This is a genomic window from Microbacterium sp. sgz311019 (genome assembly GCF_056135325.1).
The window spans coordinates 19,747-46,030 of sequence record NZ_JBWAXO010000009.1 but is presented as its reverse complement, the minus strand read 5'-3'; the positions used below and the strand labels follow the sequence as shown (position 1 = coordinate 46,030).

Sequence of the window (26,284 nt, the reverse complement as noted above, 5' to 3'; positions counted from 1 at the left end):
TGTCGATGCCCCGATTGTCCTCTACCAGGGTCTGGTGGTAAACTTGAGCGCCGAAGACTCAACTTTGAGCCGGAGACTTCCAGGAGTCGTATGAACGCCACGCAGCAGCCCGGGCAGGAAGACGCGCAGAGCGCCCTCGAGCAGTTCGGGATCAACCTCACCGACCGCGCCCGCCAGGGCAAGCTCGACCCGGTCATCGGTCGGGACAGCGAGATCCGACGGGTCAGCCAGGTGCTGACCCGCCGCACCAAGAACAACCCCGTGCTCATCGGCGAGCCCGGCGTCGGCAAGACGGCCGTGGTCGAGGGCCTCGCGCAGCGCATCGTCGCGGGCGATGTCGCCGAGTCGCTCAAGGACAAGGAGCTCGTCACCATCGACATCTCCGCCCTCGTGGCGGGTGCGATGTACCGCGGCCAGTTCGAGGAGCGCCTGAAGAGCGTGCTCAAGGAGATCACCGAGTCCGACGGCCGCATCATCACCTTCATCGATGAGCTCCACGTGCTCATGGGAGCGGGCGGCGGCGAGGGGTCGGTCGCGGCGTCCAACATGCTGAAGCCGATGCTCGCGCGCGGCGAGCTGCGCCTGATCGGCGCCACCACGCTCAACGAGTACCGAGAGTTCATCGAGAAGGATGCGGCGCTCGAGCGCCGCTTCCAGCAGGTCTACGTGGGCGAGCCGTCGGTCGAGGACACCGTCGCGATCCTGCGCGGCCTCAAGGAGCGCTACGAGGCGCATCACAAGGTCGCGATCTCGGACGGCGCGCTCATCGCCGCCGCATCCATGTCGAACCGCTACATCCCGAGCCGCCAGCTGCCCGACAAGGCGATCGACCTCATCGACGAGGCCGCGTCGCGGCTGCGCATGGAGATCGACTCGGCGCCGCTCGAGATCGACGAGCTGCGCCGGCACGTCGACCGCCTGAAGCTCGAGGAGCTCGCCCTGAAGAAGGAGAAGGACGAAGCCTCGCGCGAGCGGCTCGCGAAGCTGCGCGCGGACCTCGGCGCAGAGCAGGAGCGGCTCGACGACCTGCAGGCGCGATGGGAGCAGGAGCGCGCGACGCTCAACCGCGTCGGCGACCTGAAGTCGAAGCTCGACGCCGCCCGCAGCGAGGCCGAGCGCGCACAGCGCGAGGGCAACCTCGAGCGGGCCTCGCGCCTGCTGTACGGCGAGATCCCGAGCCTCGAGCGCGAGCTGATGGTGGCCGAGCAGGCGGAGTCCTCCGAGGACCGCATGGTCAACGACCAGGTCACCGACGAGGACATCGCGGCCGTCATCGCCGCGTGGACCGGCATCCCGGTCGGCCGCCTCATGCAGGGGGAGACCGAGAAGCTGCTGCACCTCGAGAGGGAGCTCGGCAGGCGCCTGGTCGGCCAGAAGGAGGCCGTGAAGGCGGTGTCGGATGCGGTGCGCCGCTCGCGCGCCGGCATCAGCGATCCGCATCGGCCGACGGGCTCGTTCCTCTTCCTCGGCCCGACCGGCGTCGGAAAGACCGAGCTCGCGAAGGCGCTCGCGGAGTTCCTCTTCGACGACGAGCACGCCATGGTGCGCATCGACATGTCCGAGTACGGCGAGAAGCACACCGTCTCGCGCCTCGTCGGCGCCCCTCCCGGCTACATCGGCTACGAGCAGGGCGGGCAGCTGACCGAGGCGGTGCGTCGGCGCCCGTACTCGGTCGTGCTCCTCGACGAGGTGGAGAAGGCGCATCCCGAGGTCTTCGACGTCCTGCTGCAGGTGATGGATGACGGCCGCCTGACCGATGGGCAGGGGCGCACGGTCGACTTCACCAATGTGATCCTGATCCTCACGTCGAACCTCGGATCGCCTGTGCTCATCGATCCGACGCTGTCGGCCGACGAGAAGCGCGACACCGTCATGGCGATCGTGCGGCAGGCGTTCAAGCCCGAGTTCCTGAACCGGCTCGACGACATCGTCATGTTCTCGGCGCTCAGCGAGGACGACCTCGCGCAGATCGTCGAGCTGTCGGTCGACCAGCTGCACCAGCGCCTGCGGGAGCGCCGGCTCACCCTCGCGGTCACGCCCGACGCCCGGGCGTGGCTCGCCGAGCGCGGCTACGATCCGATCTTCGGCGCGCGACCGCTGCGCCGGCTCATGCAGTCCGAGATCCAGGACCGCCTGGCGATGGCGCTGCTGGCCGGGCGCGTGCGCGACGGCGACGTGGTGCGCGTGGATGTCGCGGCCGACGGCTCGTCGCTCGTGCTGACGAGCGACGGCCCCGCCGTCGAGGAGGTCGTCGAGGCGGAGCTGGTCGAGGAGTAGGGGCTACTTCTTGCCGGGGCGCTGCACCTCGGTGTCGATGTCGCCCTGCGCGGCTGCGGAGCCGCTCTGGCCCCCGCCCGCTCCGCGCAGGACGTAGGCGAGGAGCACCGCGAGGACGGCACCGAGGAGCGGCCCGGCGAGGTAGACCCAGTACGCCGTGAAGTCGAGGCTCGCGAGGTCGGGGCCGAAAGTGCGGGCCGGGTTCATCGAGGTGCCCGAGATCGGGCTGCCCCACAGGCCCGCGAGGGCGATGTAGCCGCCGACGCCGAGGGCGCCGAGGACTCCGATGTTCTGGGCGCCGGACGCGGTGCCGAGGATCACGCTCACGAGGCCGAGGGTCAGCAGCGTCTCCATCCAGAACGCCTGCAACGACGTGGCCGAGGACGCGGGATAGTTCGAGCCGTACTTGGCGGAGACCCCGATGATCCAGGTCAGGACGAGGGATGCCAGCGTGGCGCCCGCGAGCTGGGCGATGATGTAGCCGGGCACGCGCCGCCACGGGAAGTCGCCGCGCATCGAGAACGCCAGTGTCACCGCCGGATTCAGGTGGGCGCCCGAGATCTTGCCCATGAACAGGATGACGCCCATCACCATGAGCCCGGGTGCGACCACGGCGGCGGCACGGCTGATCTGCCCGGGATAGGCCTGGCTCATCATGCCGCCGCCGGCGGCGACGATGACGAGCAGGAAGGTGCCGAACACCTCCGACGTGAGCCGCCGCCACTCCTGTCGTGGATTGCGGAAGTCGTTCATCGGATCGATGACTTCGACCTGAAGCCAGTCCTCGACCTTGCTCCGCACGCTGTCCTTCTGGTCAGCCATAGGTCTCACCTCACACCCGTCGTTCCCGGCACTGATGGAGCGATCGGCCCCGTCGCCCACCCCTCGGTGGCCGCGAGCCTACTCTGGCCGTCCACCCCCGACCAGCCTTCCGGCCGCGACGCGCCGCGCCGTGCGCGGGTCAGGCCGAGGCGGGCTCGGCGTCGGGGAGGGTGCGCATCGCCCAGAACGGGCCCGCCACCACGAAGAGCGCCGACAGCAGCTGGCCGGTCGCGCCGATCCACATGGTCGGGACGATACCGAGCCACGTTCCGAGGGCGCCCGAGAGCAGCGAGGCGATCGGCATGACTCCCCACACGACGAAGCGCACCGACGCGTTCATCCGCCCGAGCAGGCGGGGCGGCGTGATCCGCTGCCGGAAGGTGACCTGCGTGATGTTGTAGACGAGCACCGTGAACCCGGCGATGAAGCCTTGGGCGACGAGCAGCGGGAACGCGATCGCCGGGGTGAGGGCGGCGAGGGGGAGGAAGACTCCGACGATGGAGAAGCCCAGGGCGCTGAGGGGGATGGCGCGCGCCTCGCCGACCCACCGCACGATGTGCGGTGTGGCGATCGCACCGACCACGCCTCCGACCGCGCCGAGCGAGAAGATCAGGCCCATCGCGGCCGCCGTCATCCCGAGCTCGCGCAGCAGGAAGATCGGCAGCATGGTCATCGCGACGATGTTGAAGAAGTTCGAGGCACCGGTCGTGCCGACGATGCGTCGCAGGTAGCGGTTGCCGAACACCCAGCGCAGCCCCTCGCCGATCTCGCGCAGCATCGGCTCGTGCTCGTGGGCCGGGCGCGCGGCCTCGTGATCGCGCGTCAGCAGGAGCGCGATGAACGACACGACGTATGTGAACGCCGTCACGATCATCGCGAACGGTGCCGTCACCAGCGAGATCAGTCCGCCGCCGATCGCCGGTCCGGCGAGCTGGGCCACCTGCTGCGTGGCCTGGAGCTTGCCGTTGGCCTCGGCGATCTGGCCCGGACGCACGAGTGACGGGATGATGCTCTGGTACGAGACGTCGAAGAACACCGTGGCGATGCCGATGACGAAGGCCACGGCGTAGAGCTGCCAGATGTGGAGGGTGCCGAGCATCCACATCACCGGAATCGTTCCGATCGCGACCGCGCGCACGGCATCGGCCCAGATCATCACGTGGCGCTTGCGCATCCGGTCGACCCATACGCCCGCGGGCAGGCCGATCAGCAGGAAGGCGACGAGTCCGGAGGCGTCGAGCACCCCGACCTGGAAGGCGGTCGCGTCGAGCAGCACGACGGCGAGCACCGGGATGCCGAGCATCGAGATCTGCGCGCCGAATTCGCTGAGGGTCTGGCCGCTCCACAGGGTCAGGAAGTTCCCGTCGTGCCACAAGGAGCGCTCGGCGACGGGCGCGGGCTCTCGGGGTGAGCCGTCTTCGAGGGCCCCGGCATCCTGTGATTGAGACATGTCAATCAGTCTGCGCCCTCGATTGAGACATGTCAATCAGTCGCGTAGAGTCTGCGCATGGGGGACGAGCAGCGCATCGAGATCAGCCTCGAGGATGCGGATGCTGAGAGCCAGGCGAAGGCTCGCGCACTGAGCTCGCCCCTGCGCATGCGCATCCTGCGGCTGTGCGCCTTCGAAGCGCGCACGAACAAGGAGCTGGCCGACCTGCTGGGCGTGAATCCCGGCACGACGCTGCACCATGTGCGCACGCTCGTGCAGACCGGCTTCCTCGCGGCGGAGCCCGCGCGCGTCGGGCGGCAGGGCGCGAGAGAGGTGCCCTACCGGGCGACCGGGCTCTCGTGGGGCACGTCGATGCCCGGCGGCGGTCCGGTGCTGGTCGAGACGTTCCTACAGCAGATCGCCCATCTGGAGGCCGACGAGCTCGACATCACGTGGCTCGGGCTGAAGCTCAACGCCGAGCACAAGGCCGAGCTCGAGGACCGCCTCTACGCGCTCGCGAACGAGTTCAAGGAGCGGGGTCCGGATGCCGACGGCGAGACGTACTCGCTGTTCACGGCGCTGCATCCCGACGAGAACCCGCCGTCCGGACGCGGGTGAGCCTCAGGAGCGGGGCGGGAAGATGCCCTGCAGCGCAATGATGTAGTACATCGCAAGGTACGGCGGCATGTTGTTGTGCGCAGCGCCGCCGCCGGTGAACCCCACGGGTGACATGGCGGCTGCGGGAGGCATCCCGTACGCGGCGCGCTGCGCCCGGCCGAGCCGCGGCTCCGCCCACGTGGCGTTCTGCGCGTCGCCGGTGGTACCCGTCGCCGTCGACCCGATCGGCTGGTGCGTGTGAAGCGGGAGCTCGTTCTCGATGAGCGTGACGGCCTCCACCCCGCCCAGGTCGCCGACGCTGCGCGGAGTCAACCCCGGGCCCTGCCCAGCGCCGATCGCCATCGCGCCGTTGAGGTTCGGCAGCGCGAAGGTCGACCTTCCGTCACCGCCGTAGAACGTGCCGAGGAGCGAGAAGAGCGCCGTGTTCTGCGAGATGGGGATCAGCTGGCCTGAGCACAGAGCCCAGCCGGTCGGGGCGAAGTTGAAGCCGACGGTGCGGATCTCGCCGACGAAGGGGTCGCTCATTGTCGTCGCTCCGGTCAGTTGCGCGAGGGGAAGATGCCCTGGAGGGCGATGATGTGGTTGATCGAGAGGTACGGCGGCATATTCTCGTGCGGCTGCCCGCCCCCCGCGAGGCCGATCGCGGACGGATGGAGCGACTCCGTGCCGCCGGTCGCATAAGCGGGTTGCGGGGTGCTCGCCCACGTGGCCCCGGTCGGGTTCACGGTGGTCGCGGCGGCCGTCGTCGCCGCGGGCACGTGGGTGTGCGGCGGGATCTCCGCGACGGTCAGCGTGTGCGTCTCTTCGCCTCCGACGGCGCCCTGGGGCAGCGACGAGCCCACGCCGAACGCGATGCGGCCGCGCAGGTCGGGAAGGGCGAACGTCGTGACCCCGTTTCCTCCGTAGGTCGTTCCGAGCAGCGAGAACAACGCCTGGTTCTGGTTGATCGGGAGGAGCGCGCCGTTGCACAGCGCCCACCCTTTCGGGGCGAACGCGAACGAGACCCGACGGATCTCACCCAGGAAGGGCTCGCTCATGATCCACGCACCTCTCTGCTGTCAGGTTGTTCTTCGATCAGGTCTGCGACGGGAAGATGCCGAAGAGGGAGATGATGTACGTGCTCACGAGGAACGGCGGCATGTTCTCGTGCGGCTGGCTGCCGCCGGCTGCGCCGAGAGCCGTCGGCGCGAGGGGCGCTGCCCCAGGACCCGGCGCGTACGCGGCGGTCGCCTGAGCGGACCAGCCCGCCCCCGCGGGCGAGGTCGTCGTCGGGCTCGCCGCCGCCGGCGCGGCATGCGTGTGAGGCGGCATGGCCTGCGTCGTGACCGTCACCGACTCGGCGCCGCCCATCTGGCCCAGCGGATGACTCGGGCTGGGATGCAGAGGCGTCCGCCCCTGCAGGTCGGGAACCGCGAAGGTCGACTGCCCGTCGCCGCCGTAGGTGGTGCCGATGAGGGCGAACAGCGCGTCGTAGTCGGAGATCGCGAGCAGCCGGCCGTCGCACGGCGCCCACCCTGCAGGTGCGAAGGAACCGGCGAACAGCCGGATCTCGCCGATGTACGGTTCGCTCATCGCGCGTCCTTTCGGCGTGTGGGGGTGGATGCGGAAACCCGTCGCATCCCACGGTGCAGCGGGTCCGGTGCGGCGACGTCGTCGAGGGCGAAGCCGTGGGCGGCGTAGAGGTGCGCGGCCGGACTGCCGGGGGTCACGGAGAGCGCGATCGCGCGGGCGGAGCCATCCGCCTCTTCGATCAGTTCGTCGAGGAAGGCGGTGGCGACGCCGGTCCGGCGGGAGTCGGGCCGTACGACAAGATCCACCAGACGAGTGTCCGGACCGGAGTCGTCGACGATCGCATACCCCACGACGCGTCCGTCGCGCACGAGCAGTCGCGCCGTCGACCGCGGGAAGGCGTCGGCGAAGCCGCCGAGCCGCGCGCGCAGCTGCAGTTCGACGAGCGGGCCGCGCATCCGCTCGTCGACGGCGGAGAACTCCTGCGCGCAGTGCTCGGCGAGGACCTCGGCGACGGCAGGGTCCTCGAGCGTCGTGCGACGCAGCGCGACGTGCGGGCGGATGTCGGTGGTCATCGCGTGCGGTCGACGATCGCCTCGAGCGTGCCCGCGGAAGGGCCCACGCGTCCGAGATAGATGATGTGACGGGCCCCCGTGGGCGAGGTCACGTGGTAGATGCCGTCGCGCGCGGTGTCGTCGGTCGAGAACGAGAGCCGGAAGGAGTTCTCGCCGTCCGTCCCCGACGCGAGGTCTGCCACGCCGTCGAGACGGAGTCGGTGCGGCGCCCACGGCGACAGGGCGTCGTAGATCTCGCCGATGTGATCGGTGAACTCGGAGCGCACCGGGCGAGACGGATCCGAGGCGGCGCCCCTGGCCGCGGCCGCGATCTGAACGGGTGAGCCGGTGGCGGCCCTCGAAGCCGCGACGGCGGCGCTGCCGGTGGGTGCCGCGACCACGGCGATGCCCCCGACCGATGCCGCCAACATGACGCGTCGCGAGATGCCAGTCCCCATGCGATGCCCCTCCCCAACCGCGACAATACTGCACGGTGAGGCCGCTGCACACGGACCTTCTGCACGATGACCCGTGACGTGGCGCCCCTCGGGCCGATAGCATCTGGCGAGGTGCATGACTGAGGGGGGTCTTCATGCCCACGAAGGGGACTCGGCGGCGACTGGGGGCGATGGCCGTCGTGCTGGCGGCGGTCGCCGCGAGCGTGGTGGTGGCGGTTCCGGCCTACGCCGCGACGATCTCGGTCACGACGACCGCGGACGGCGACGCACCGGGCGCCTGCACCGACCCGAGCTTCGTGACGATGCCACCCGACCCGGTCACGCTGCGCACCGCGCTGTGCGTCGCCGGCAACCTCGGCGGGGCGCAGACCGTCAGCGTGCCCGTGGGCGACTACACGCTGACCGACGGAGCGCTCGTCGTCGGAACGAAAGCGGGCTCCGACATCACGGTCGCCGGTCCCACGTCGGGAACGGCGCGCCTCATCGGCAACGGCTCGACCCAGCTCATGACGACCGACCCCGATCTCGTCGGCGGCGTGTCCGTGACGGTCCAGGACCTCACGCTCCAGGGCGGCCGCGACAGCGTGGTCGGCGGCGGGGCGATCATCGCCGGCTCCACGCTCACGAGCGCCGGCGATGCGCTCACCGTGCGCCGATCGGTGTTCACCGACAACCGGTCGTCCGCCCCGGCGGGCCCGGGCGGCGCGATCCAGTTCATGGGCGGATCGCTCACGATCGAGGACTCGACCTTCAGCGGCAACGACAGCGGCACCTCGTCGGGCGGCGCGGTCTCGTACCTGGCCACCGGCGCACCCGGAGAGAAGCTCACCGTCACCGGCTCGCGGTTCCTGACGAACACCGCCCAGACCGCGCACGGCCTTGCCGGCGGCGGAGCGGCGATCGCCTACTCGGTCGACTGGGGGGCCACGGCATCCATCCAGATCTCCGGCAACACCTTCGACGGCAACACCGTTGCGACGGCGGATGCCTCGCCCGCGCGGGGCGGCGCGATCTGGCAGCAGGGCGGCACCGCGACGGTCACACGGAACGTCTTCACGTCGAACGCAGCCGGCACGGGAAGCGCGATCGACGCCACCGGCGGGTCGGTCGACGCGAACTTCAACGTGTTCTTCGGCAACACCGCGCCCGCGTTCGCGACCGACGCTGCCGTCACCGCGGATGCGACCGAGAACTGGTGGGGGTGTGCGACGGGCGCGGGAACCGCCGGATGCGATGTCGCCGCGACGACGGGGGCGACGCAGCCGTACCTCACGCTGACCACGAGCGCGTCTCCCTCGACCGTGGCCTCCGGCGGCACCTCCACGCTGACGGCATCGCTCCTCACCGACTCGGCGGGCGCCGCGGTCGCGGCATCCGACCTCACCGCCTTCGCCGGCCTCCCGGTCACCTGGACCGGCGCCGCCCCTGCCGGCTCGACCGTGACGTCGCCCTCGAGCTTCGGCTCGGGCGTCGCGTCGTCGACCTTCACGGCGGGATCGACGGGCGGGGCAGGAGGGGCCGCGGCGACGTTCCAGAACGCGAGCATCCCGGTCACCGTCGACGTGCAGCGGGTGGGCGTGAAGCCCGCCTTCACCAGCGTCGACACGGCGACCTTCACCGTGGGGACGGCCGGGTCGTTCATCCCGGCGGTCGATCCCGGCTTCCCCGCTGCGGCGACGCTCAGCCTGACCGGGACGCTGCCCTCGGGCGTCGTCTTCACCCCTGGCGCTCCGGGCACCGCACAACTTTCGGGGACGCCGGATGCCGGGGCGGGAGGGTCGTATCCTCTTCAGTTGATCGCGACGAACGCCACCGGCTCGACGACCCAGGCGTTCACGCTCGTCGTGGACGAGGCACCGGCCGTGACGGCATCACCGTCGGCTGCTTCCGTGCTCGCCGGCGACCCGGTGACGCTGACCGCCGCCGCGAGCGGCCACCCCGCTCCGACCGTGCAGTGGCAGCGCTCCGACGGCGGCCCCTGGACGGACGTGCCGGGCGCGACCTCGACGACCCTCGGGTTCACGGCAGCGCTCGCCGACGACGGCGCATCCTTCCGCGCGGTCTTCACGAACGTCGCGGGGTCTGCGACATCGACGGCGGCCACGATCACGGTGTCGACCGAGCCCGCGATCGCTCCGATCTCCCCGGTCACCGTGCTGCCGGGAGCCGTGCGCACCATCGACATCACCGCCTCCGGCCACCCGACCCCCGCCATCACGGCGACCGGCCTCCCGTCCTGGCTCACGCTCACGGACAACGGCGACGGCACGGCGACCCTGCACGGGACGCCCGCAGTCGCAGACCACGGGGCCAGCACGATCATGGTCACCGCGACGAACTCGGCCGGATCGTTCCTCACGACGGTGACGGTGACGGTCGCGTTGCGGGTGTCGCTGCCGGCCACGGTCCCGTCGGGCGACGGGCCCCTCACCCTGACGCCGGCGCAGGTGGCGGCCGGTGGGGCGATCGCGGTGTCCGGAACGGGATTCCTCCCCGGCACCACGGTCGAGATCGGGATGTACTCGACACCGACCGCGCTGGGGTCGGCGGTCGTCGATGCGGGCGGCGCATTCTCCGCCAGTGTGACGATCCCCGCCGATGCACCGGTCGGGGCGCACACTGTCGTGGCGATCGGCGTGTCCGCGACGGGCGGGACGCGCACGCTGACCGCTCCGCTCACGGTGCTGGCGCCGGCCGCGGGCTCCGGCTCGGCGTCCGGCCCCGGTTCGACCACCGCTTCGGGATCCGGCGAGCTGGGCCCCACCGGCGGGACCGTGCCGATCGAGCTGATCGTCGGCGGACTGCTGGCGCTGGTGGTCGGACCCCTCCTCGTGTGGCGGGTGCGCCGCGCGCGCAAGTCGTACTGACTCGACCGTCGCCGGGCGTCGTATCGACGCCCGGCACGTACGTGGGGGCGGACCCGGACGGCGTGCTCGCCGAACGCGGAGAGCTACTCGATCGACCAGTCGCCGCTCTTGCCGCCGGACTTCGCCAGCACCTTCACATCCGTGATGACCGCGCGGTTGTCGACGGCCTTGATCATGTCGTAGAGGGTCAGCGCCGCGATGCTCGCGGCCGTCAGCGCCTCCATCTCGACGCCGGTCACGCCGTCGGTCACGGCCGTCGCGACGATCCGGACGCGGTCGTCACCGGGCTCGAGATCGACCGCCAGCTTCGTGAGGGGAAGCGGGTGGCACAGCGGGATGAGGTTCGACGTCTGCTTCGCCCCCATGATGCCGGCCAGGCGCGCGGTGCCGAGGGCCTCGCCCTTGGGCAGGGTGCCGTCGGCGATGGCCGCGACGACCTCAGGGGTCGTGATCAGCACGGCCTGGGCGCGCGCCTCGCGGCGGGTCACCGCCTTGTCGGTCACATCGACCATGTGCGCCGAGCCATCGGCGCGCAGGTGGGTCAGCTGCGGGTCCCGCGGCTCCGCCGTCTCAGTCATCGATCCTCCAGATCTCGACCTCCGCGCCGGTGGGGAGGGACTCCACGCCGACCGGGAGGTGCACGAACACGTTCGCCAGCGCGTAGGCGTGCAGCAGGTGCGAGCTCGGCGCCCCGACCTCGACGGTGCCGTCCGCGCGCAGCGTCGCCCGGCGCACCTGGTGCCGCGCGGCGGGCGATGACACGGGATGCGCCAGCACGGCGCGCTCCACAGGCCGACGTGTCGGCAGGCCCGCGAGGCCGCGCAGCACCGGCCGCAGGAAGAGCTCGAACGACACGAGGGCCGAGACCGGGTTTCCCGGGAAGGCGACGACCGGCACCGAGCGTCCGCTCGGCAGTGCGGCGGTCCCCAGTCCCTGCGGACCGCCGGGCTGCATCGCGACCGGCCCGAACTCGACGCCGAGCGGCGCCAGCGCGTCGCGGACGACCTCGAAGGCTCCCGCGCTCACGCCCCCGGTCGTGACGACGAGGTCGGCCTCGGGGTGCGCCTCGAGCACGGCGACGACCGCAGCCGCGTCGTCGGGGGCGGCATCCGTCACCGCGACGGCGCCCGCATCGGCGATCGCCGCGGCGAGCATCGTCGAGTTCGCGTCGTAGATCGCGCCGCTGTCGGCGTCGGGATCGAAGGCGACGCCCGGGTCCCGCAGCTCCTGTCCCGTCGAGAGCACGAGCACGCGCGCGCGCGGCCGCACGGGCACCTCGACCACGCCGGAGGCGGAGAGCGAGCCGAGCTGAGCCGCGCCGAGACGGGTGCCGGCACGCAGCAGCACGTCGCCCTCAGCGATGTCGGTGCCGATGTCGCGGATGAAGGTGCCGGGTGCGACGGGGGCGGTGAAGGCCACCGCCGTGCCGGCCGGAGCGTCGTGCGTGCCGGCGCCGATGCCGATGAACCGCGGTGGATCGGCCCGCTCGATCGGCACCACCGCGTCGGCGCCGTGCGGCACCGCCGCGCCGGTCATGACGGGGGCGGCGGTGCCCGCATCCATCGTCGCGATCGGATCTCCCGCCGCGCTGGTGCGGCCGACCGGCAGGCGCACGGGGGATTCGGGGGATGCCGATGCCAGGTCGGCCGAGCGGACCGCGTAGCCGTCCATCTGCGAGTTCGCGAAGCGCGGCAGCGAGGTCGGCGACGCGATGTCGGTGGACAGGATGCGTCCGGGGGCCGCGCCCACCGGGACGACCTCGGCGACAGCCGGGTCCGCGAGGTGCTCGGCGAGGGGCGCGAGCAGAGCTGCCGCCGCATCCTGATGCTCGAGATGGGTGCGCACGCGTCACCCTCCCGCGAAGGGAGGGAGGACGTCGACGCTCGCACCGAGCGGTGTCGACGGCGAGCGTCGGACGATGCCGTCGACGAGGAACGAGCCCGAGCGCAGGACGCGCTCCATCGCGGTGCCGTAGCGCTCGAGCAGAAGCTCGCGGAGGATCAGCACGGTCGCGTCGGGTCCGAGCTCGAGCTGCTCCTGTTCGCGCCCCGCCGCGTCCGCCGCAGCGGCGAAGTACCGCACCGTGACCGTCGCCATAGGCCCATGATACCCAGGATGCGGAAGCGCGCATCCGTAAAGCGGAAAAGAAAGTCCGCCATGCGGAGCGGTCGGCGTAGAATCGCAGGCATGAGTCCGCTCGTCGAGCCGGGTCCGCCGCTGGATGCCGACCGCATCGCCCGCTACAGCCGCCAGCTTATGCTCCCCGGCTTCGGCGAGGACGCGCAGCGGCGCCTCGGTGCGGCCCGTGTGCTCGTGATCGGCGCCGGCGGCCTCGGCAGCGCCGTCGTCCCCGCGCTCGCCGCGGCCGGTGTCGGCACCATCGGAATCATCGACGACGACGTGGTCGAGGCATCCAATCTGCACCGCCAGCTCAGCCACGGCGTCGCCGACATCGGGCGCGCGAAGGTCGACTCGCTCGCCGAGACGGTGGCCGCGATCGCGCCGGGATGCCGCATCCACGCGCACGCGGTGCGGGCGACGAGCGCGAACCTGCCGGAGCTGCTCGCCGGCTACGACCTGCTCATCGACGGCAGCGACAACTTCCCCACGCGCTACCTGGCCAACGACGCGGCGGTGCTCGCCGGCATCCCGCTCGTGTGGGGTGCGATCCTGCGCTTCCACGGGCAGGTGGGCATCTCGTGGCACGGCCACGGGCCGACGTACCGCGACCTCTTCCCCGTGCCGCCGGCCCCGGACGAGGCTCTGTCGTGCGAGCTCGGCGGCGTGCTGCCGACCCTGTGCACGGCGGTCGGCTCCTTCCTGGCGACCGAGGCGATCAAGCTCATCACGGGCATCGGCGAGCCGCTGCTCGGCCGCGTGCTCGTCTACGACGCCCTCACCGCGCGCACCCGCGAGATCGGCTACGGCGTCTCGGACGAGACGCCGGAGATCACCGAGCTCGTCGACTACGAGCTGTTCTGCGGCCTCGACGCGGGAGACGATCTCGAGGCCGTCTCGGCGGCCGACCTCATGCGACGGATGCGCGCGGGTGAGGGGATGCGGCTGCTCGACGTGCGCGAGCCGCACGAGGCGCGGGCGCGCCGCATCCCGGACAGCGTCCTGATGCCGATCGGCGAGCTCCGCGACGGCGCTCTCCCCGAGCGCACCGCCGTGCCGCTCGTCGTGTACTGCGAGCAGGATCCCCGCGCGCGGCAGGCGGCGCGCATCCTCCGTGACGCCGGCGTCGCCGACGTCGTCTACCTCGCCGGGGGCATCCAGGCGTTCGCGGCCGTCGGCGGCGAGACCGTCTCCGACCCCCCATCCGCTGACTTGCCCTAGATGCACGGCACGCCGGGCGTGTCGCGCGCACGTCAGGCAAGTCAGCGGGGTTTGCGCACCTCAAGAAAGGCGTTCCATGACCGCTACGTACGCACTCGTCTCCGAGCAGCCGCTCGACGAGGCGGCCATCCGCCGTGCGGTCGAGGCCGACGCCAGCGGAGCCGTCGTCATGTTCTGCGGCGTCGTGCGCGACCACGACGGGGGCAAGGCCGTGCGCTCCCTCGACTACCGCGCGCACCCGGAGGCCGAGCGGTTCCTCGCCGAATGCGTCGAGCGCATCCATGCCGAGACCGGGCTCGCGCTCGCGGCGGCCCACCGCGTGGGCGACCTTCGCATCGGAGATGTCGCGCTGTTCGCCGCCGCATCCGCCCCTCATCGCGCCGAGGCGTTCGACGCGTGCGAGCGGCTCGTCGAGCTCATCAAGCGCGAGGTGCCGATCTGGAAGCGCCAGCACTACGACGACGGCGTCTCGGAGTGGGTCGGCCTGTAAGCCGGTCCGGCGGTCAGCCGCCGATGTACGACATCTCGACGCGCTTGCGGTGCTCGCGCAGCTCGGGTGTGAGGCCGGAGCGGATCTCGGAGTAGCGGTCGTCGCGCGCTCCCCAGATGGATGCCATGGCCCCGGCGAGCTCGTCATCCGTGGCGCCGCCGCGCAGCAGCGCACGCAGGTCGTGCCCCTCCGACGCGAAGAGGCACGTGAAGAGCTTGCCCTCGGTGGAGATGCGGGCGCGGTTGCAGGTGCCGCAGAACGCGTTCGTGACGCTCGAGATCAGGCCGATCTCGCCGCCGCCGTCGACGTACCGCCAGCGCTGCGCGGTCTCACCCGGGACGATGGCTCCGACGGGCTCGAGCGGATGCACGGCAGAGATCCGGTCGACGACCTCGGCTGAGGAGACGACGTCGTCGAGCGTCCAGCCGTTGGTGTTGCCGACGTCCATGTACTCGATGAACCGCAGGGTGTACGGCGTGCCCTTGAAGTGCTCGGCCATCGCGACGACCTCGTGGTCGTTGAGGCCGCGCTTGACGACCATGTTGATGCGGATGGGCGCGAGCCCCGCGTCGTGGGCCGCATCGATGCCGTCGAGCACCCGGCTCACGGGGAAGCGCACGTCGTTCATGCGCTGGAACAGGTCGTCGTCCAGCGAGTCGACGGAGACGGTGACGCGCGTGAGCCCCGCCTCCTTGAGTGCGGCGGCCTTCACGGCGAGCGCGGATCCGTTGGTGGTGAGCGCGATGTCGAGCGGCTCGCCGTCCGGCGTGCGGAGCGCGGCGAGCTGCGAGATCAGCTCCTCGACCCCGCGCCGCAGCAGCGGCTCCCCGCCGGTCAGCCGGATCTTGTGAACGCCGTGGGCGGCGGCGACCCTCGCGATACGCGTGATCTCTTCGAACGAGAGCAGCTCGTCACGGTCGAGGAACGCGTAGTCACGCCCGAAGACGGCCTTCGGCATGCAGTACACGCAGCGGAAGTTGCAGCGATCGGTGATCGAGATCCGCAGGTCGCGCAGCGGCCGGCGATACACGTCGACGAGCCCGGCGGGCATGCCGGTCGACGCCAGTCGCCGCGCCCCGTCGGGCGCACCGAGCCGCGTGATCGTCATCGGTCACCCCCTTACGGATCGTCAACCGTAGCACCGGAGCCTCCACGTTGGATCCGAAAACAAGCTACCGCATTGCGGAAACGCGTATGGAGACGTCGTCGGCGTGGATCGTGAAGCCGAGACGGATGCCGGGCGCCACCCCGTTCGCGACGGCGATGGTCGACGGGCAGTCGATCGCGATGGCGGGATGCTCGGCGGTCCGCAGCCGCATGCCTCCCGGCAGGGGCTCGAGGGTGGCGACCGTTCCGGTCCACGAGTTCGGCGCCGATGTCAGTTCGCCGGCACCGCTCGAGCCGCCGATACCGTTCGGTCCGCCGATACCGTGCAGCCGCACAGAGCTCGGGGCGAAGACGACGGTCGCGTCCGCTCCCTGGGGGATCGCATCCCCCACGCCCGTCCACTCGATGCCGGCGACCCGGACCGTTCCGTCCGCGGTGCCGGCGCCCGCGAGGAGGTTCACGCCGGCGAGCGCGGCCACGAACGGCGAGCGCGGGTGGCCGAGCACCTCGGCGGTCGGGCCCTGCTGGATGATGCGGCCCTCCTGGACGATCGCGGTCCGGGAGGCCAGCAGCACGGCGTCGAGCGGATCGTGCGTCACCATGACGATCGGGATGCCGGCCGCATCCCGCTGTTCGGCCACCAGCTGTCGCGCGAGCGACGCGGTCTCGACGTCGAGCGCCGCGAACGGCTCGTCCAGCAGCAGCGCCGCCGGCCGCGCCGCCAGCGCGCGGGCGAGTGCGACGCGCTGCTGCTGACCGCCGGACAGCTGGGCCGGCCGTCGCTGGGCGAACGCGCCGACGCCGAGGCGGTCGAGCCAGGCCGCCGCATCGGCCCGAGCGTGAGCGCGCGACACACCGCGTGCGCGCGGGCCGAACGCGACGTTCTCCAGCGCGGACAGATGCGGGAACAGCAGGGGGCGCTGGCCGAGCAGGCCGACGCGGCGCTCGGCGGGGCGGACGCGGACGGAGGGTCCGTTCGCGCCGACGTCGTCGAGGACGCGACCGTCCAGCGAGATCGCCCCGGTCTCGAGCGGCAGGAGCCCGGCGAGGGCGGCCAGAAGCGTCGACTTGCCCGACCCGTTCGGGCCGAGCACCGCGAGCACCTCGCCGTCGTCGGCCGAGAGCGCGGCCTCGACGACGAAGGCGCCGGCGCGCGTGCGGAGGTCGGCCTGCAGAGTCATCGGACGGCATCCGCTCGCCAGCCGCGCATCAGCACGAGCACCGCGATCGCGACGAGGATCAGCATGAGCGACAGCGCGATGGCCGTGTCCTCGCCGACCCCCGCGCCGTTGAAGGCCGTGTAGATCGCGAGCGGCATCGTGCGGGTCACACCGGCGGCGTTGCCGGCGAACAGCGCCGTCGCACCGAACTCGCCGAGCGCGCGCGCGAAGCACAGCACCGTGCCGGCGAGGAGCCCGGGCGCGACGAGCGGCAGCGTCACCCGGCGGAAGACGGTGAACGGCCGCGCGCCGAGGGTCGCTGCGACGGCCTCGTGCGCGGTTCCGCCGGTGCGCAGCGACCCCTCGACCGAGATCACGAGGAAGGGCATCGCCACGAACGTCTGCGCGATGACGACCGCGGGGGTCGTGAAGGGGATGTGGATGCCGACCTGCCCGAGCAGCCCGCCGAGCAGGCTCTGGCGTCCGAGGAGCGCGAGGAGCGCGATGCCTCCGACGAGGGGCGGCAGGATGAGCGGCAGCGTCGTGAACGTCCGCAGCACCGCGGCGAGCCAGCGCGGCGCGCGGGCGATGAGCACGGCGAGCGGCACGCCGAGCAGCAGGCAGACGATGGTGGCGGCCGTCGCCGTCATGAGCGACAGGCCGAGCGCCTGCAGCGCCTGCGGTGAGCTGATCGCCGTGGGGACGCTGACCCAGTCGAGCTGCGCGAGGAGTGCGACGAACGGCAGGACGAGCAGTGCCGCCCCGACGGCGGCCGGGACGACGAGCCAGACCGGCAGCCCCGCGGACGGGGCTGCCCCGGCCCCCGCGAGGGGCGCGGCGGGCGCATCCGTCATGGGGCTCCGAAGCCGAAGGTCTTCAGCACCGCCTGGCCCTGCGGGCCGGTCACGAAGGCGACGAATGCGGCCGCGGCCGCGGGGTTCGGAGCGTTGGTCAGTTCCGCGATCGGGTAGACGTTGGTGGCGGCATCCGCCCCCTCGATCGGCACGCCGGTGATCGAGGACCCCGCCGCTTTCACGTCGGTGACGTACACCATGCCGGCGTCGGCATCCCCCGATCTCACCTTCGTCAGCACCGCCGTGACGTTCTGCTCCTCGCTCGCGGGGGTCAGCGCGACCTTCGCGTGCTGGAGCAGCGTCTGCGCGGCGCTGCCGCACGGCACGGCGGGGGCGCACAGCACGACGGTCGGGGCGACGCCCTTCGAGGTGGGCTTGGCGAGGGATGCGAGGCCCGTCAGTCCGAGCGGGTTGCCCGGAGCGGTGGCGATCTCCATGACGTTGGTCGCGAAGTCCGTGGGCTTCGAGGCCAGCTTCGCGTCCGTGACCTTCTGCATGTTCTTCTGGTCGGCCGAGGCGAACACGTCGGCCTGGGCGCCGCCGGTGATCTGGATCGCGAGAGTGGACGATCCGTCGTAGGTGATCGGCTTCACGGTGACGCCGGGATGCGCCGCCCCGAACTCCTTCGCGAGCTCGTCGAAGGCGCCCGAGAGGGATGCGGCGGCGTAGATCGTGAGCTCGCCGCTCAGTGCGTCGGCGCTCCCGGTCGACGGCCCCGCGGGCGCGGTGCTCGCGCAGCCGGTGAGCGTCAGGGCCGCGGTGATCGCGAGGGCGATCGCTGCGAGTCGGGGCTTCACGGTCACGACTCCCTGCTGGGGGTCTCGATGATGACCGTGGTGGCCTTGACCACGGCGACGCCGCGGTCGCCGACCTCGAGCCGGAGGTCGCGCGCCGCCTCGGCCGACATGAGCGACACGATGCGGAACGGCCCGCACTGCAGCTCGACCTGGGCCATGAGCCCCTCGATCTCGACCTTCGTCACGAGGCCGACGAACCTGTTGCGGGCGCTGGTGCGCACGCCCGCGGCATCCGTCGCGCCGGACGCCAGGGCCTGGGCACGCGCGGCGAGCTCGTCACCGCGGACGACCTGCCGGCCGGCGCTGTCGCGAGACACGGAGAGGACGCCGTCGTGCACCCATCGACGGAGGGTGTCGTCGCTCACGCCGAGAAGATCGGCTGCCTCGGCGATCCGATAATGCGTCATGAATGCCACGTTAGAGCAGTAGATGCGGAACTTCAATCGTGGATACCACGATGCGGAAGTGACATTCCGAATTCTCTGGACGGAAGGACGGTTCGTTGTTATGCTCGGACCGTCCCGCATCCACACCGATGCCCGGCAAAGAAGCACACCCTAGCGGTTCGACGTATATCTCGTGGAACGATCCGATCCGGGTCCGACCCGATAAGCCGTATCACTGCGACGACAGCAAGGAAGCTCTTCGTCATGAATCACGTCATGAGCAGCTCTGCCACGCCTGCAACCGCACCGCAGCCCGGCCCGGCGGAGTACCTCGCCCGAGCGGTGCAGATCGCCGTGGACAACGTCCACAACTCGGGCGGCCCGTTCGGCGCCATCGTCGTCTCGGCCGACGGGCAGGTCTTCGAGGGGGTGAACCGGGTCACCGCCAACCTCGATCCGTCCGCGCACGCCGAGGTCACCGCCATCCGGAACGCCTGCCAGGGCCTCGGCACGTTCGATCTCTCGGGCGCGACGCTCTACACGAGCTGCGAGCCCTGCCCGATGTGCCTCGCGACCTCGCTCTGGGCGCGCATCGACCGCGTCTACTACGCGGCCAGCCGCGACGACGCGGCCGACGCGGGCTTCGACGACGCACTGTTCTACCGCTACTTCGAGGGCGAGGCCGCCGACCGGCTGATCATGCCGGTGGCCGACATCGTCCTCAGCGACGAAGAGCGCGTGGCGCCGTTCACCGCCTGGAGCCTCAACCCCACCCGAACCGAATACTGAAACCCACCCGAACCGGACACTGGAAAACTGGAGCCGATGATGTCTTCGCAACCACCCGCAGCCGACGGCGACGCGACGCCGCCGTCCTCGTCCTCACCGTTCTCGCGCAGCTCGGAGACCCTCCCGCCGCTCGCGACCGGTACCACCACCACCGTCGACGCGAAACCCAAGAACGCGTTCGACAAGTTCTTCGAGATCACGCGCCGCGGCTCGACCGTCGGCCGTGAGTTCCGCGGCGGCATCGTCACCTTCGTCACGATGGCGTACATCGTCATCCTGAACCCGCTGATCCTCGGCGGCGCGAAGGACATCGCGGGCAACACCCTGAACCCCGCCGAGATCGCCGCATCCACCGGCCTCACCGCCGGTGTCATGACGATCCTCTTCGGCCTGATCGCCCGGCTGCCGTTCGCGATCGCGGCCGGCCTGGGCATCAACTCCTTCCTGGCCGTCTCGGTGGTCCAGCAGGTCACGTGGCCCGAGGCCATGGGTCTCGTGGTGATCAACGGCCTGTTCATCGTGCTGTTCGGTGCCACCGGCATCCGGACCGCGATCTTCAAGGCGGTGCCGCAGCAGCTGAAGGCCGCGATCACGGTCGGCATCGGCCTGTTCATCGCCTTCATCGGCTTCGTGGACTCCGGGTTCGTGAACCGCACCCCGGGCGGCCCGCCCGTGCAGCTGGGCGACGGCGGCTCGATCACCTCGGTGCCGACGCTCATCTTCGTCTTCGCTCTGGTGCTCATCGGCGTGCTGGTCGCGCGGAAGGTTCCGGGCGGCATCCTGATCGGCATCCTGGTCTCCACCGTCGTCGCGATCATCGCCCAGGCGATCCTGCAGCTCGGCTCGGCGGCCAAGGACCCCAACGGCTGGCACATGACGATCCCGCAGCTGCCGACGCAATGGGTCACGATCCCGAACTTCGGGCTCGTGGGGCAGTTCGACCTGTTCGGCGCCTTCTCTCAGGTCGGCGTGCTGTCGGCGACGATGCTCGTCTTCACGCTGGTGTTCTCGAACTTCTTCGACGCGATGGGCACGATGACGGGTCTCGCCAAGAACGCGGGCCTCGCCTACAAGGACGGCACGTTCCCGCGGCTGCGCTCCGCGTTCGTCGTCGAGGGCCTCGGCGCCGTCGCCGGCGGTGCCACCTCGTCGTCGTCGAACACGGTGTACGTCGACAGTGCGTCGGGCATCGGCGAGGGTGCCCGCTCGGGCGTGGCATCCCTCGTCGTCGGCGGCTTGTTCCTGCTGTCGATGTTCTTCACGCCCCTGACCCTGGTGGTGCCGATTGAGGTCGGCTCCGCGGCCCTGGTCGTCGTCGGTGCGATGATGATGGCCCAGATCAAGGCGATCAAGTTCGACAACTTCGCGATCGCGCTGCCGGTGTTCCTGACCATCGTCACGATGCCGCTGACCTACTCGATCGCGAACGGCATCGGCGTCGGCTTCATCTCCTGGACGCTCATCAACGCCCTGTCCGGACGGGCGCGCAAGGTCCACTGGCTGATGTGGGTCGTCTCCGCCGGCTTCCTCCTCTACTTCGTGCGAGGGCCGATCGAAATCGTGCTCGGGCATTAGCCGCCCGCTCAACGGGAAGACCCCGGCTCCTCAGGGAGTCGGGGCCTTTCCGCATCCTTCGCATCCTTCGCCACTACCCGCCCCTACCCGCGAGCCCGCATCCGATTCCCGAACCCGCACGCAATTCGTGCCGATTGAATGCGGGTTCGCGAAATGAATGCGGGCTCGCGGGAACCGCGGGAATGGCGGGAGGAATGGCGTAGGGAACGGCGCAGGGAATGGCGCAGGGAATGGCGCAGGGAACGGCGCTATTCGGATGCGACGGGCGCGGCCTCTTCGACGAGCTGCAGCAGTCGGGCCACCACGCTCACCGCGATGACGGCGGGCTGCTTTCCGGAGACCTCGGGGATGCCGATCGGCGTCGTCACGCGCTCGAGCTCGGCGGGCGTGTGCCCCGCCTCGGTGAGCTTCGCGCGGAAGCGCGCCCACTTCGACGCCGAGCCGATGAGGCCGATCGTGCCCACGCCGGCGGTGCGCAGCGCCTGGTCGACGACGGCGAGATCCTCGACGTGGTCGTGGGTCATGACGAGCACGTGCGCGCCGGCCGGCAGCGAGGCCAGCACCGACTCGGGCACGGGCGCGTGGTGCACCTGGATGCGGGCGACCGCGTCGGCGAGCGCGGGCCGGAGGCGCTCGGCATCCAGCATCTCGGCGCGGGAGTCGACCAGGTGCACATCCAATTCGTGACGGGAGAGGATGCGGGCGAGCTCCAGCCCGACGTGACCGAGACCGAACACGGCCACGGTGGGGACGACCCGGACGGGTTCGAGCAGCATGGTGACTTCGCCTCCGCAGCACTGCACGCCGTATTCGGTGGTGGCCTTGTCGCTGAGCGTGAGCGTCAGCAGGTCGGGCTCAGCGGTGCCGGCGGCGAGCATCACCCGCGCGCGGTCCACGGCCGTGGCCTCGAGGTTGCCGCCGCCCACGGTGCCGAATACGGCATCGGGGGAGACGACCATCTTGGCGCCGCCGTTGCGCGGCGCGTGGCCGCGCACCATGGCGAGCGTGACGATCACCGCGGGTGTGCGCGATTCGCGCAGATCGCGCAGGGCGTCCAGCCAGTCCATGATGTGCGCGCCTTGGGGCTCAGACCGAGGCGAGCTCGGGCTCGGCGCCAGGCTCGGCCGCCGGTGCCGGCTCGGTCGACGGGCTCGCGGCGTCCCGCGCGGCCTCGATCGCCCAGTACACGGCCTCGGGGGTCGCGGGCGAGCCGAGCTCGACGCTGTGCCCGGAGGGGCCGAAGGCGCCCACGGCCTCGCGCAGCGCCTCGCGGGCGCTGAAGGCCAGCATGAACGGGGGCTCGCCGACGGCCTTGGAGCCGTAGACGGCGCCGCCCTCGCGGGCGTTCTCGAACAGCCGCACGTGGAACTGCGTCGGCATCTCCGAGAAGCTCGGCAGCTTGTAGGTCGAGGCGGACTGGGTCTGCAGGCGCCCGCGGTGCGGGCCGTCGCTCGTGTCCCAGCGCAGCTCCTCGAGGGTGAGCCACCCGACGCCCTGCACGTAGGCGCCCTCGATCTGCCCGATGTCGAGCATCGGTGACAGCGAGTCGCCCACGTCGTGGATGATGTCGACGCGGCGCAGCGTGTACGCGCCGGTGAAGCCGTCGACCTCGACCTCGGTCGCCGCGCATCCATACGCGAAGTACTTGAACGGCGAGCCCTGCATGCGATCGGGGTTCCAGTGCAGGCCCTCGGTGCGGTAGTAGCCCGCGGCGAACAGCTGCACGCGCTGCAGGTACGCGGCCTCGGCGACCTCGGCGAATGTGAAGCGCTGGTCGATGTTGCCGAGGCCCGTGACCCAGCCGCCCGAGAAGCGCACGTCACGCTCGTCGACGCCGAGCATGCGCCCGGCGACCTTGGCCATGCGGTCGCGGATCTGCTCGCACGCGTTCTTGACGGCACCGCCGTTGAGGTCGGCGCCGGAGGATGCGGCGGTCGCCGACGTGTTCGGCACCTTGTCGGTGCGCGTCGGTGCGAGGCGCACCTGGTGCAGCTCGAGCCCCAGAGCGGTCGCGGCGACCTGCATCATCTTCGTGTGCAGGCCCTGGCCCATCTCGGTGCCGCCGTGGTTGATCAGCACCGAGCCGTCCTTGTAGACGTGCACGAGTGCGCCGGCCTGGTTGAACGCGGCGAAGTTGAACGAGATGCCGAACTTGATCGGCGTCATCGCGATCGCGCGCTTGACGTCGGCGTGGGCGGCGTTGAACGCCGCCACCTCGGTGCGGCGGGCGTCGAGGTCGGACTCGTCGCGCAGCTGGTTCCAGATCGTGGGGAGGCGCTCGGCATCCTTCACGAGCTGTCCGTACGGAGTGGACTGACCCGGGCGGTAGAAGTTGCGCTGCCGCAGCTCGACCGGATCGATGCCGAGCGCGGGCGCGACGCGGCCCAGGATGTCCTCGATGAGGAAGACGCCCTGCGGGCCGCCGAAGCCGCGGAAAGCGGTGTTCGACGTCTTGTTGGTCTTCGCGATGCGGCCGTGGGCGCGGACGTTCGGGATCCAGTAGGCGTTGTCGATGTGGCACAGCGCCCGGCCGAGCACCGGCTCGGACAGGTCGATGCTCCAGCCGCCGTCGGCGGTCAGGGTCGCCTCGAGGGCCTGCAGGTAGCCCGCGTCGTCGAAGCCGACGGTCCACGAGATGTGGAACGGATGCCGCTTGCCGGTCATCGTGATGTCCTGCGTGCGGTTCAGCCGCAGGCGCACCGGTTGGCCCGTGAGCTTGGCACCGAGCGCGGCGATGGCCGCGAACCCGTGCGGCTGCATCTCCTTGCCGCCGAAGCCGCCGCCCATCCGCAGCTGCTGCACCGTGACCTGGTTCGACGAGATGCCGAGCACGTGCGCGACGATCTCCTGCGTCTCGGTGGGGTGCTGCGTCGAGCACTGCACGAAGTACTGCCCCTCGGAGTCGACCAGGGCGAGGGATGCGTGGGTCTCGAGGTAGAAGTGCTCCTGGCCGCCGAACTCCGTGACGCCCTGGAAGACGTGGGCCGAGCCGGCGAGGCCGGCCGCGGCATCCCCCCGCTCGACGGTGCGGGCGATGCCCTGATACGACTCGGCGGCGATGGCGTCCTGCACGGTGATGAGCGACGGGAGGGGCTCGTAGTCGACCTTCACGGCGGCAGCGCCGAGGCGCGCGGCCTCCTGCGTCTCGCCGAGCACCCAGACGAGTGCGTGCCCGTAGAACATCGCCTCGGAGGGGAAGAGCGGCTCGTCGTGCTTGATGCCGGCGTCGTTGATGCCGGGCACGTCGTCGGCGGTGAGCACGCGCACGACTCCCGGCACGTCGTACGCCGGCGCGACGTCGACCGTCACGCGGGCGTGCGCGTTGGTGGACTGCACCGGCCACGCGGTCAGCACGCCGTGCGTGTGGGCGGCGATGTCGTCGGTGTACATGGCGGCGCCCGTGACGTGCAGCACGGCACTTTCGTGCGGCGCGCGGATGCCGACGACGGGGTTCGCGGGACGGTCGGCGAGAGCGCTCATGCCGACACCTCCTTCGACTCGATGACGGTCTGGCTGTAGAGCTTCAGCAGCGAGGTGCCGAGCATGTGCGAGCGGTAGTCCGAGCTCGCGCGGTGGTCGGACATCGGCGTGCCCTCCGCCTGGAGGATCTTCGACGCGGCCTTGACCACGGCGACGTTCCACGCCTTGCCGACGAGCGCCTCTTCGGTGGCGTACGCCCGGAGGGGGGTGGCGGCGACGCCGCCGAGCCCGATGCGGGCGGCGGTGACGGTGCCGCCCTCGATGTCGAGCGCGAACGCGACGGCGACCGACGAGATGTCGTCGAAGCGCCGCTTGGCGATCTTGTGGAAGGCGGTGGTGGATGCGAGGGGCAGCGGGATGCGGATCGACTTGATGAGCTCGTCCGTGGCGCGCACCGACTGGCGGTAGCCGGTGAAGTAGTCGGCGAGGTCGACCTCGCGCTCGCCGCGCGCTGAGACCAGGACGACGCTCGCGCCCAGCGCGAGCAGTGCAGGGGGCGTGTCGCCGATGGGCGAGCCGGTGCCGAGGTTGCCGCCGATCGTGCCGCGGTTGCGGATGAGGCGCGACGCGAACTGCGGCAGCAGCTGCGCGAGCAGCGGGATGCGTCCCTCCAGGCGGCGCTCGACGTCGGTCAGCGGCAGCGCCGCGCCGATCTCGACGTACTCGGCGGTCTCGGTGAGTCCGCGCAGCTCGTCGAGCTGGTCGATCGCCACGACGAACGGCGCGCGGCTGCCGCGGATGTTGACCTCGACGCCCCAGTCGGTGGAGCCGGCGACGACGAGGGCTGACGGCTCGTCGCGCAGGAGGCCGAGGGCCTCGTCCAGCGTGGCGGGGCGTACGAACCGCATGCCGTCGACCTCGGCGTCGGTCGCGACGGCCACGGGTGCGGGCTCGCTGAGCCGCTGCTGCAGCGGATCGTCGGCCTCCGGCATCCCGAGCGTGTACGCCGCATCCCGGATCGGACGGTAGCCGGTGCACCGGCAGAGGTTGCCGCTGAGGGCGTGCAGGTCGAAGCCGTTGGGGCCGTGCTCGGCGTCGTGCACGGGGCAGGAGTCATCGGGCGCGGTGCGATCGGCGCGGTAGTACTCGCCGGCCATGCTGCAGGCGAACCCGGGGGTGCAGTAGCCGCACTGCGATCCGCCGGCCTCAGCCAGCTTCTCCTGCACGGGATGCAGCGCCTCGGTCGTGCCGAGTCCCTCGGCGGTGACGATCTCCTGCCCGTTGAGGGCGTACACGGGGACGAGGCACGCGTTGACCGGCGTCCACGCCGTGCCGCCGTCGGTGCTCGGCGTCGCGAGCAGCATCGCGCAGGCGCCGCACTCGCCTTCGGCGCACCCTTCCTTGCTGCCCGAGAGGCCGGTGTCGCGCAGCCAGTCGAGGGCAGTGGCGTGGGCGGCGACGCCGTCGAGGGGGCGTCGGCGTCCGTTGACGGTGACGGCGATGTCGGTCATTCTCGATCTCCTCAGGTCCGGCGTCGTGCGCCATACGGCACGACTCCAACGTGCTTGGGGGATCCCGAGTCCTCGCGCCGCCCTGCGCTCGCATCCGCGGCTGCGTCTGCGTGGTGCGCCGGCGGTGTGCGCGGATGCGGCGAGTCTACGCCGGGCGGGTGCCGCGCCAGAGGCCTCGGAATCGCGGGATGCGTATTCCGTCAGAAGGCGTCAGGCGCCGTGGGCGAACCAGTTGCGCCACGAGAAGGAGCGGATACGGCCGCGATCGGCATCCATGCGCATCGGCGTCTCCTCTCCATCGAGTTCCGCGGTCACAAGTTCC

Annotated in this window: 25 protein-coding genes; 7 read left to right on the top strand and 18 right to left on the bottom strand. The window is 71.1% G+C overall.

Going from position 1 to position 26,284, the window contains the following annotated elements; all coding sequences use genetic code 11:
- The first annotated feature begins 90 nt into the window (after window positions 1-90).
- Window positions 91-2,277, top strand: a complete 2,187-nt coding sequence (locus tag AC0NZN_RS14650; RefSeq protein WP_474593052.1) for an ATP-dependent Clp protease ATP-binding subunit — start codon at window positions 91-93, stop codon at window positions 2,275-2,277.
- A 3-nt stretch (window positions 2,278-2,280) separates the two neighbouring features.
- Here the strand turns inward: AC0NZN_RS14650 and AC0NZN_RS14645 are convergent, their stop codons facing one another.
- Both AC0NZN_RS14645 and AC0NZN_RS14640 read right to left on the bottom strand, forming a co-directional pair.
- Window positions 2,281-3,099, bottom strand: a complete 819-nt coding sequence (locus AC0NZN_RS14645; protein ID WP_474593051.1) for an MIP/aquaporin family protein — start codon at window positions 3,097-3,099, stop codon at window positions 2,281-2,283.
- Between the two features lie 139 nt (window positions 3,100-3,238).
- On the bottom strand, window positions 3,239-4,549 hold the full coding sequence (locus tag AC0NZN_RS14640) for an MFS transporter (RefSeq protein ID WP_474593050.1): 1,311 nt from the start codon (window positions 4,547-4,549) through the stop codon (window positions 3,239-3,241).
- Between the two features lie 57 nt (window positions 4,550-4,606).
- On the opposite strand from AC0NZN_RS14640, the gene AC0NZN_RS14635 reads away from it, so the two are divergent.
- Window positions 4,607-5,146, top strand: a complete 540-nt coding sequence (locus AC0NZN_RS14635) for a helix-turn-helix domain-containing protein (protein ID WP_474593049.1) — start codon at window positions 4,607-4,609, stop codon at window positions 5,144-5,146.
- 3 nt (window positions 5,147-5,149) lie between these two features.
- On the opposite strand, the gene AC0NZN_RS14630 is transcribed toward AC0NZN_RS14635, so the two are convergent.
- From AC0NZN_RS14630 to AC0NZN_RS14610, 5 genes are read right to left on the bottom strand one after another with little or no spacing between them, the layout of a single operon-like run.
- Window positions 5,150-5,671 carry a phage tail protein gene (locus AC0NZN_RS14630; protein WP_474593048.1) on the bottom strand — a complete coding sequence of 174 codons (522 nt, stop codon included), beginning with the start codon at window positions 5,669-5,671 and terminating at the stop codon, window positions 5,150-5,152.
- A gap of 14 nt (window positions 5,672-5,685) precedes the next feature.
- The gene (locus AC0NZN_RS14625) at window positions 5,686-6,183 is read right to left on the bottom strand and encodes a phage tail protein (RefSeq protein WP_474593047.1); all 498 of its coding nucleotides are present in this window, start codon (window positions 6,181-6,183) and stop codon (window positions 5,686-5,688) included.
- A 37-nt stretch (window positions 6,184-6,220) separates the two neighbouring features.
- Window positions 6,221-6,718, bottom strand: a complete 498-nt coding sequence (locus tag AC0NZN_RS14620; protein WP_474593046.1) for a phage tail protein — start codon at window positions 6,716-6,718, stop codon at window positions 6,221-6,223.
- The gene (locus AC0NZN_RS14615) at window positions 6,715-7,230 is read right to left on the bottom strand and encodes an N-acetyltransferase family protein (protein ID WP_474593045.1); all 516 of its coding nucleotides are present in this window, start codon (window positions 7,228-7,230) and stop codon (window positions 6,715-6,717) included. The genes AC0NZN_RS14620 and AC0NZN_RS14615 overlap by 4 nt, the downstream gene beginning before the upstream one ends.
- Window positions 7,227-7,667, bottom strand: coding sequence for a DUF6916 family protein (locus AC0NZN_RS14610; RefSeq protein WP_474593044.1), 441 nt, complete (start codon window positions 7,665-7,667; stop codon window positions 7,227-7,229). The genes AC0NZN_RS14615 and AC0NZN_RS14610 overlap by 4 nt, the downstream gene beginning before the upstream one ends.
- Window positions 7,668-7,801: 134 nt before the next feature.
- Here AC0NZN_RS14610 and AC0NZN_RS14605 point away from each other — a divergent pair, with 134 nt between their 5' ends.
- On the top strand, window positions 7,802-10,534 hold the full coding sequence (locus AC0NZN_RS14605; RefSeq protein ID WP_474593043.1) for a beta strand repeat-containing protein: 2,733 nt from the start codon (window positions 7,802-7,804) through the stop codon (window positions 10,532-10,534).
- 83 nt (window positions 10,535-10,617) lie between these two features.
- On the opposite strand, the gene moaC is transcribed toward AC0NZN_RS14605, so the two are convergent.
- Genes moaC through AC0NZN_RS14590 form a run of 3 tightly spaced genes read right to left on the bottom strand, consistent with a single transcriptional unit; the run spans window position 10,618 to window position 12,631 of the window.
- Window positions 10,618-11,112 carry a cyclic pyranopterin monophosphate synthase MoaC gene (gene moaC / locus AC0NZN_RS14600; protein ID WP_474593042.1) on the bottom strand — a complete coding sequence of 165 codons (495 nt, stop codon included), beginning with the start codon at window positions 11,110-11,112 and terminating at the stop codon, window positions 10,618-10,620.
- Window positions 11,105-12,379 carry a molybdopterin molybdotransferase MoeA gene (locus AC0NZN_RS14595; protein ID WP_474593041.1) on the bottom strand — a complete coding sequence of 425 codons (1,275 nt, stop codon included), beginning with the start codon at window positions 12,377-12,379 and terminating at the stop codon, window positions 11,105-11,107. The genes moaC and AC0NZN_RS14595 overlap by 8 nt, the downstream gene beginning before the upstream one ends.
- A gap of 3 nt (window positions 12,380-12,382) precedes the next feature.
- Window positions 12,383-12,631 carry a MoaD/ThiS family protein gene (locus tag AC0NZN_RS14590; RefSeq protein ID WP_474593040.1) on the bottom strand — a complete coding sequence of 83 codons (249 nt, stop codon included), beginning with the start codon at window positions 12,629-12,631 and terminating at the stop codon, window positions 12,383-12,385.
- A 90-nt stretch (window positions 12,632-12,721) separates the two neighbouring features.
- Here AC0NZN_RS14590 and AC0NZN_RS14585 point away from each other — a divergent pair, with 90 nt between their 5' ends.
- Window positions 12,722-13,873: a ThiF family adenylyltransferase gene (locus AC0NZN_RS14585; protein WP_474593039.1), complete on the top strand. Its 1,152-nt coding sequence runs from the start codon at window positions 12,722-12,724 to the stop codon at window positions 13,871-13,873.
- Window positions 13,874-13,949: 76 nt separating this feature from the next.
- A complete protein-coding gene (locus AC0NZN_RS14580; RefSeq protein WP_474593038.1) occupies window positions 13,950-14,363 on the top strand; it encodes a molybdenum cofactor biosynthesis protein MoaE in 414 nt (137 codons plus the stop codon).
- Window positions 14,364-14,376: 13 nt separating this feature from the next.
- On the opposite strand, the gene moaA is transcribed toward AC0NZN_RS14580, so the two are convergent.
- From moaA to AC0NZN_RS14555, 5 genes are all read right to left on the bottom strand, one after another.
- On the bottom strand, window positions 14,377-15,471 hold the full coding sequence (gene moaA / locus AC0NZN_RS14575; protein WP_474593037.1) for a GTP 3',8-cyclase MoaA: 1,095 nt from the start codon (window positions 15,469-15,471) through the stop codon (window positions 14,377-14,379).
- A 64-nt stretch (window positions 15,472-15,535) separates the two neighbouring features.
- On the bottom strand, window positions 15,536-16,651 hold the full coding sequence (locus AC0NZN_RS14570) for a sulfate/molybdate ABC transporter ATP-binding protein (RefSeq protein ID WP_474593036.1): 1,116 nt from the start codon (window positions 16,649-16,651) through the stop codon (window positions 15,536-15,538).
- Window positions 16,648-17,484 (bottom strand): ABC transporter permease, encoded by an 837-nt coding sequence (locus AC0NZN_RS14565; protein WP_474593035.1) that lies wholly within the window; start codon window positions 17,482-17,484, stop codon window positions 16,648-16,650. The genes AC0NZN_RS14570 and AC0NZN_RS14565 overlap by 4 nt, the downstream gene beginning before the upstream one ends.
- The gene (gene modA / locus AC0NZN_RS14560) at window positions 17,481-18,287 is read right to left on the bottom strand and encodes a molybdate ABC transporter substrate-binding protein (protein ID WP_474593034.1); all 807 of its coding nucleotides are present in this window, start codon (window positions 18,285-18,287) and stop codon (window positions 17,481-17,483) included. The genes AC0NZN_RS14565 and modA overlap by 4 nt, the downstream gene beginning before the upstream one ends.
- Complete coding sequence (locus tag AC0NZN_RS14555) at window positions 18,284-18,688, bottom strand: TOBE domain-containing protein (protein WP_474593033.1); 405 nt, start codon at window positions 18,686-18,688, stop codon at window positions 18,284-18,286. Before AC0NZN_RS14555 ends, modA begins: the two co-directional genes overlap by 4 nt.
- A 255-nt stretch (window positions 18,689-18,943) precedes the next feature.
- Between AC0NZN_RS14555 and AC0NZN_RS14550 the strand changes: the two genes are divergently transcribed.
- Both AC0NZN_RS14550 and AC0NZN_RS14545 read left to right on the top strand, forming a co-directional pair.
- Window positions 18,944-19,456, top strand: coding sequence for a nucleoside deaminase (locus AC0NZN_RS14550; protein WP_474593032.1), 513 nt, complete (start codon window positions 18,944-18,946; stop codon window positions 19,454-19,456).
- Between the two features lie 39 nt (window positions 19,457-19,495).
- On the top strand, window positions 19,496-21,031 hold the full coding sequence (locus AC0NZN_RS14545; protein ID WP_474593180.1) for an NCS2 family permease: 1,536 nt from the start codon (window positions 19,496-19,498) through the stop codon (window positions 21,029-21,031).
- A gap of 248 nt (window positions 21,032-21,279) precedes the next feature.
- Here the strand turns inward: AC0NZN_RS14545 and xdhC are convergent, their stop codons facing one another.
- Genes xdhC through AC0NZN_RS14530 form a run of 3 tightly spaced genes read right to left on the bottom strand, consistent with a single transcriptional unit; the run spans window position 21,280 to window position 25,962 of the window.
- Complete coding sequence (xdhC, locus tag AC0NZN_RS14540; protein ID WP_474593031.1) at window positions 21,280-22,098, bottom strand: xanthine dehydrogenase accessory protein XdhC; 819 nt, start codon at window positions 22,096-22,098, stop codon at window positions 21,280-21,282.
- Between the two features lie 19 nt (window positions 22,099-22,117).
- Window positions 22,118-24,511: a xanthine dehydrogenase molybdopterin binding subunit gene (gene xdhB / locus AC0NZN_RS14535; protein WP_474593030.1), complete on the bottom strand. Its 2,394-nt coding sequence runs from the start codon at window positions 24,509-24,511 to the stop codon at window positions 22,118-22,120.
- Entirely contained in the window at window positions 24,508-25,962 is a 1,455-nt protein-coding gene (locus AC0NZN_RS14530) for a xanthine dehydrogenase small subunit (RefSeq protein ID WP_474593029.1), read from the bottom strand. Before AC0NZN_RS14530 ends, xdhB begins: the two co-directional genes overlap by 4 nt.
- Window positions 25,963-26,284 lie beyond the last annotated feature (322 nt).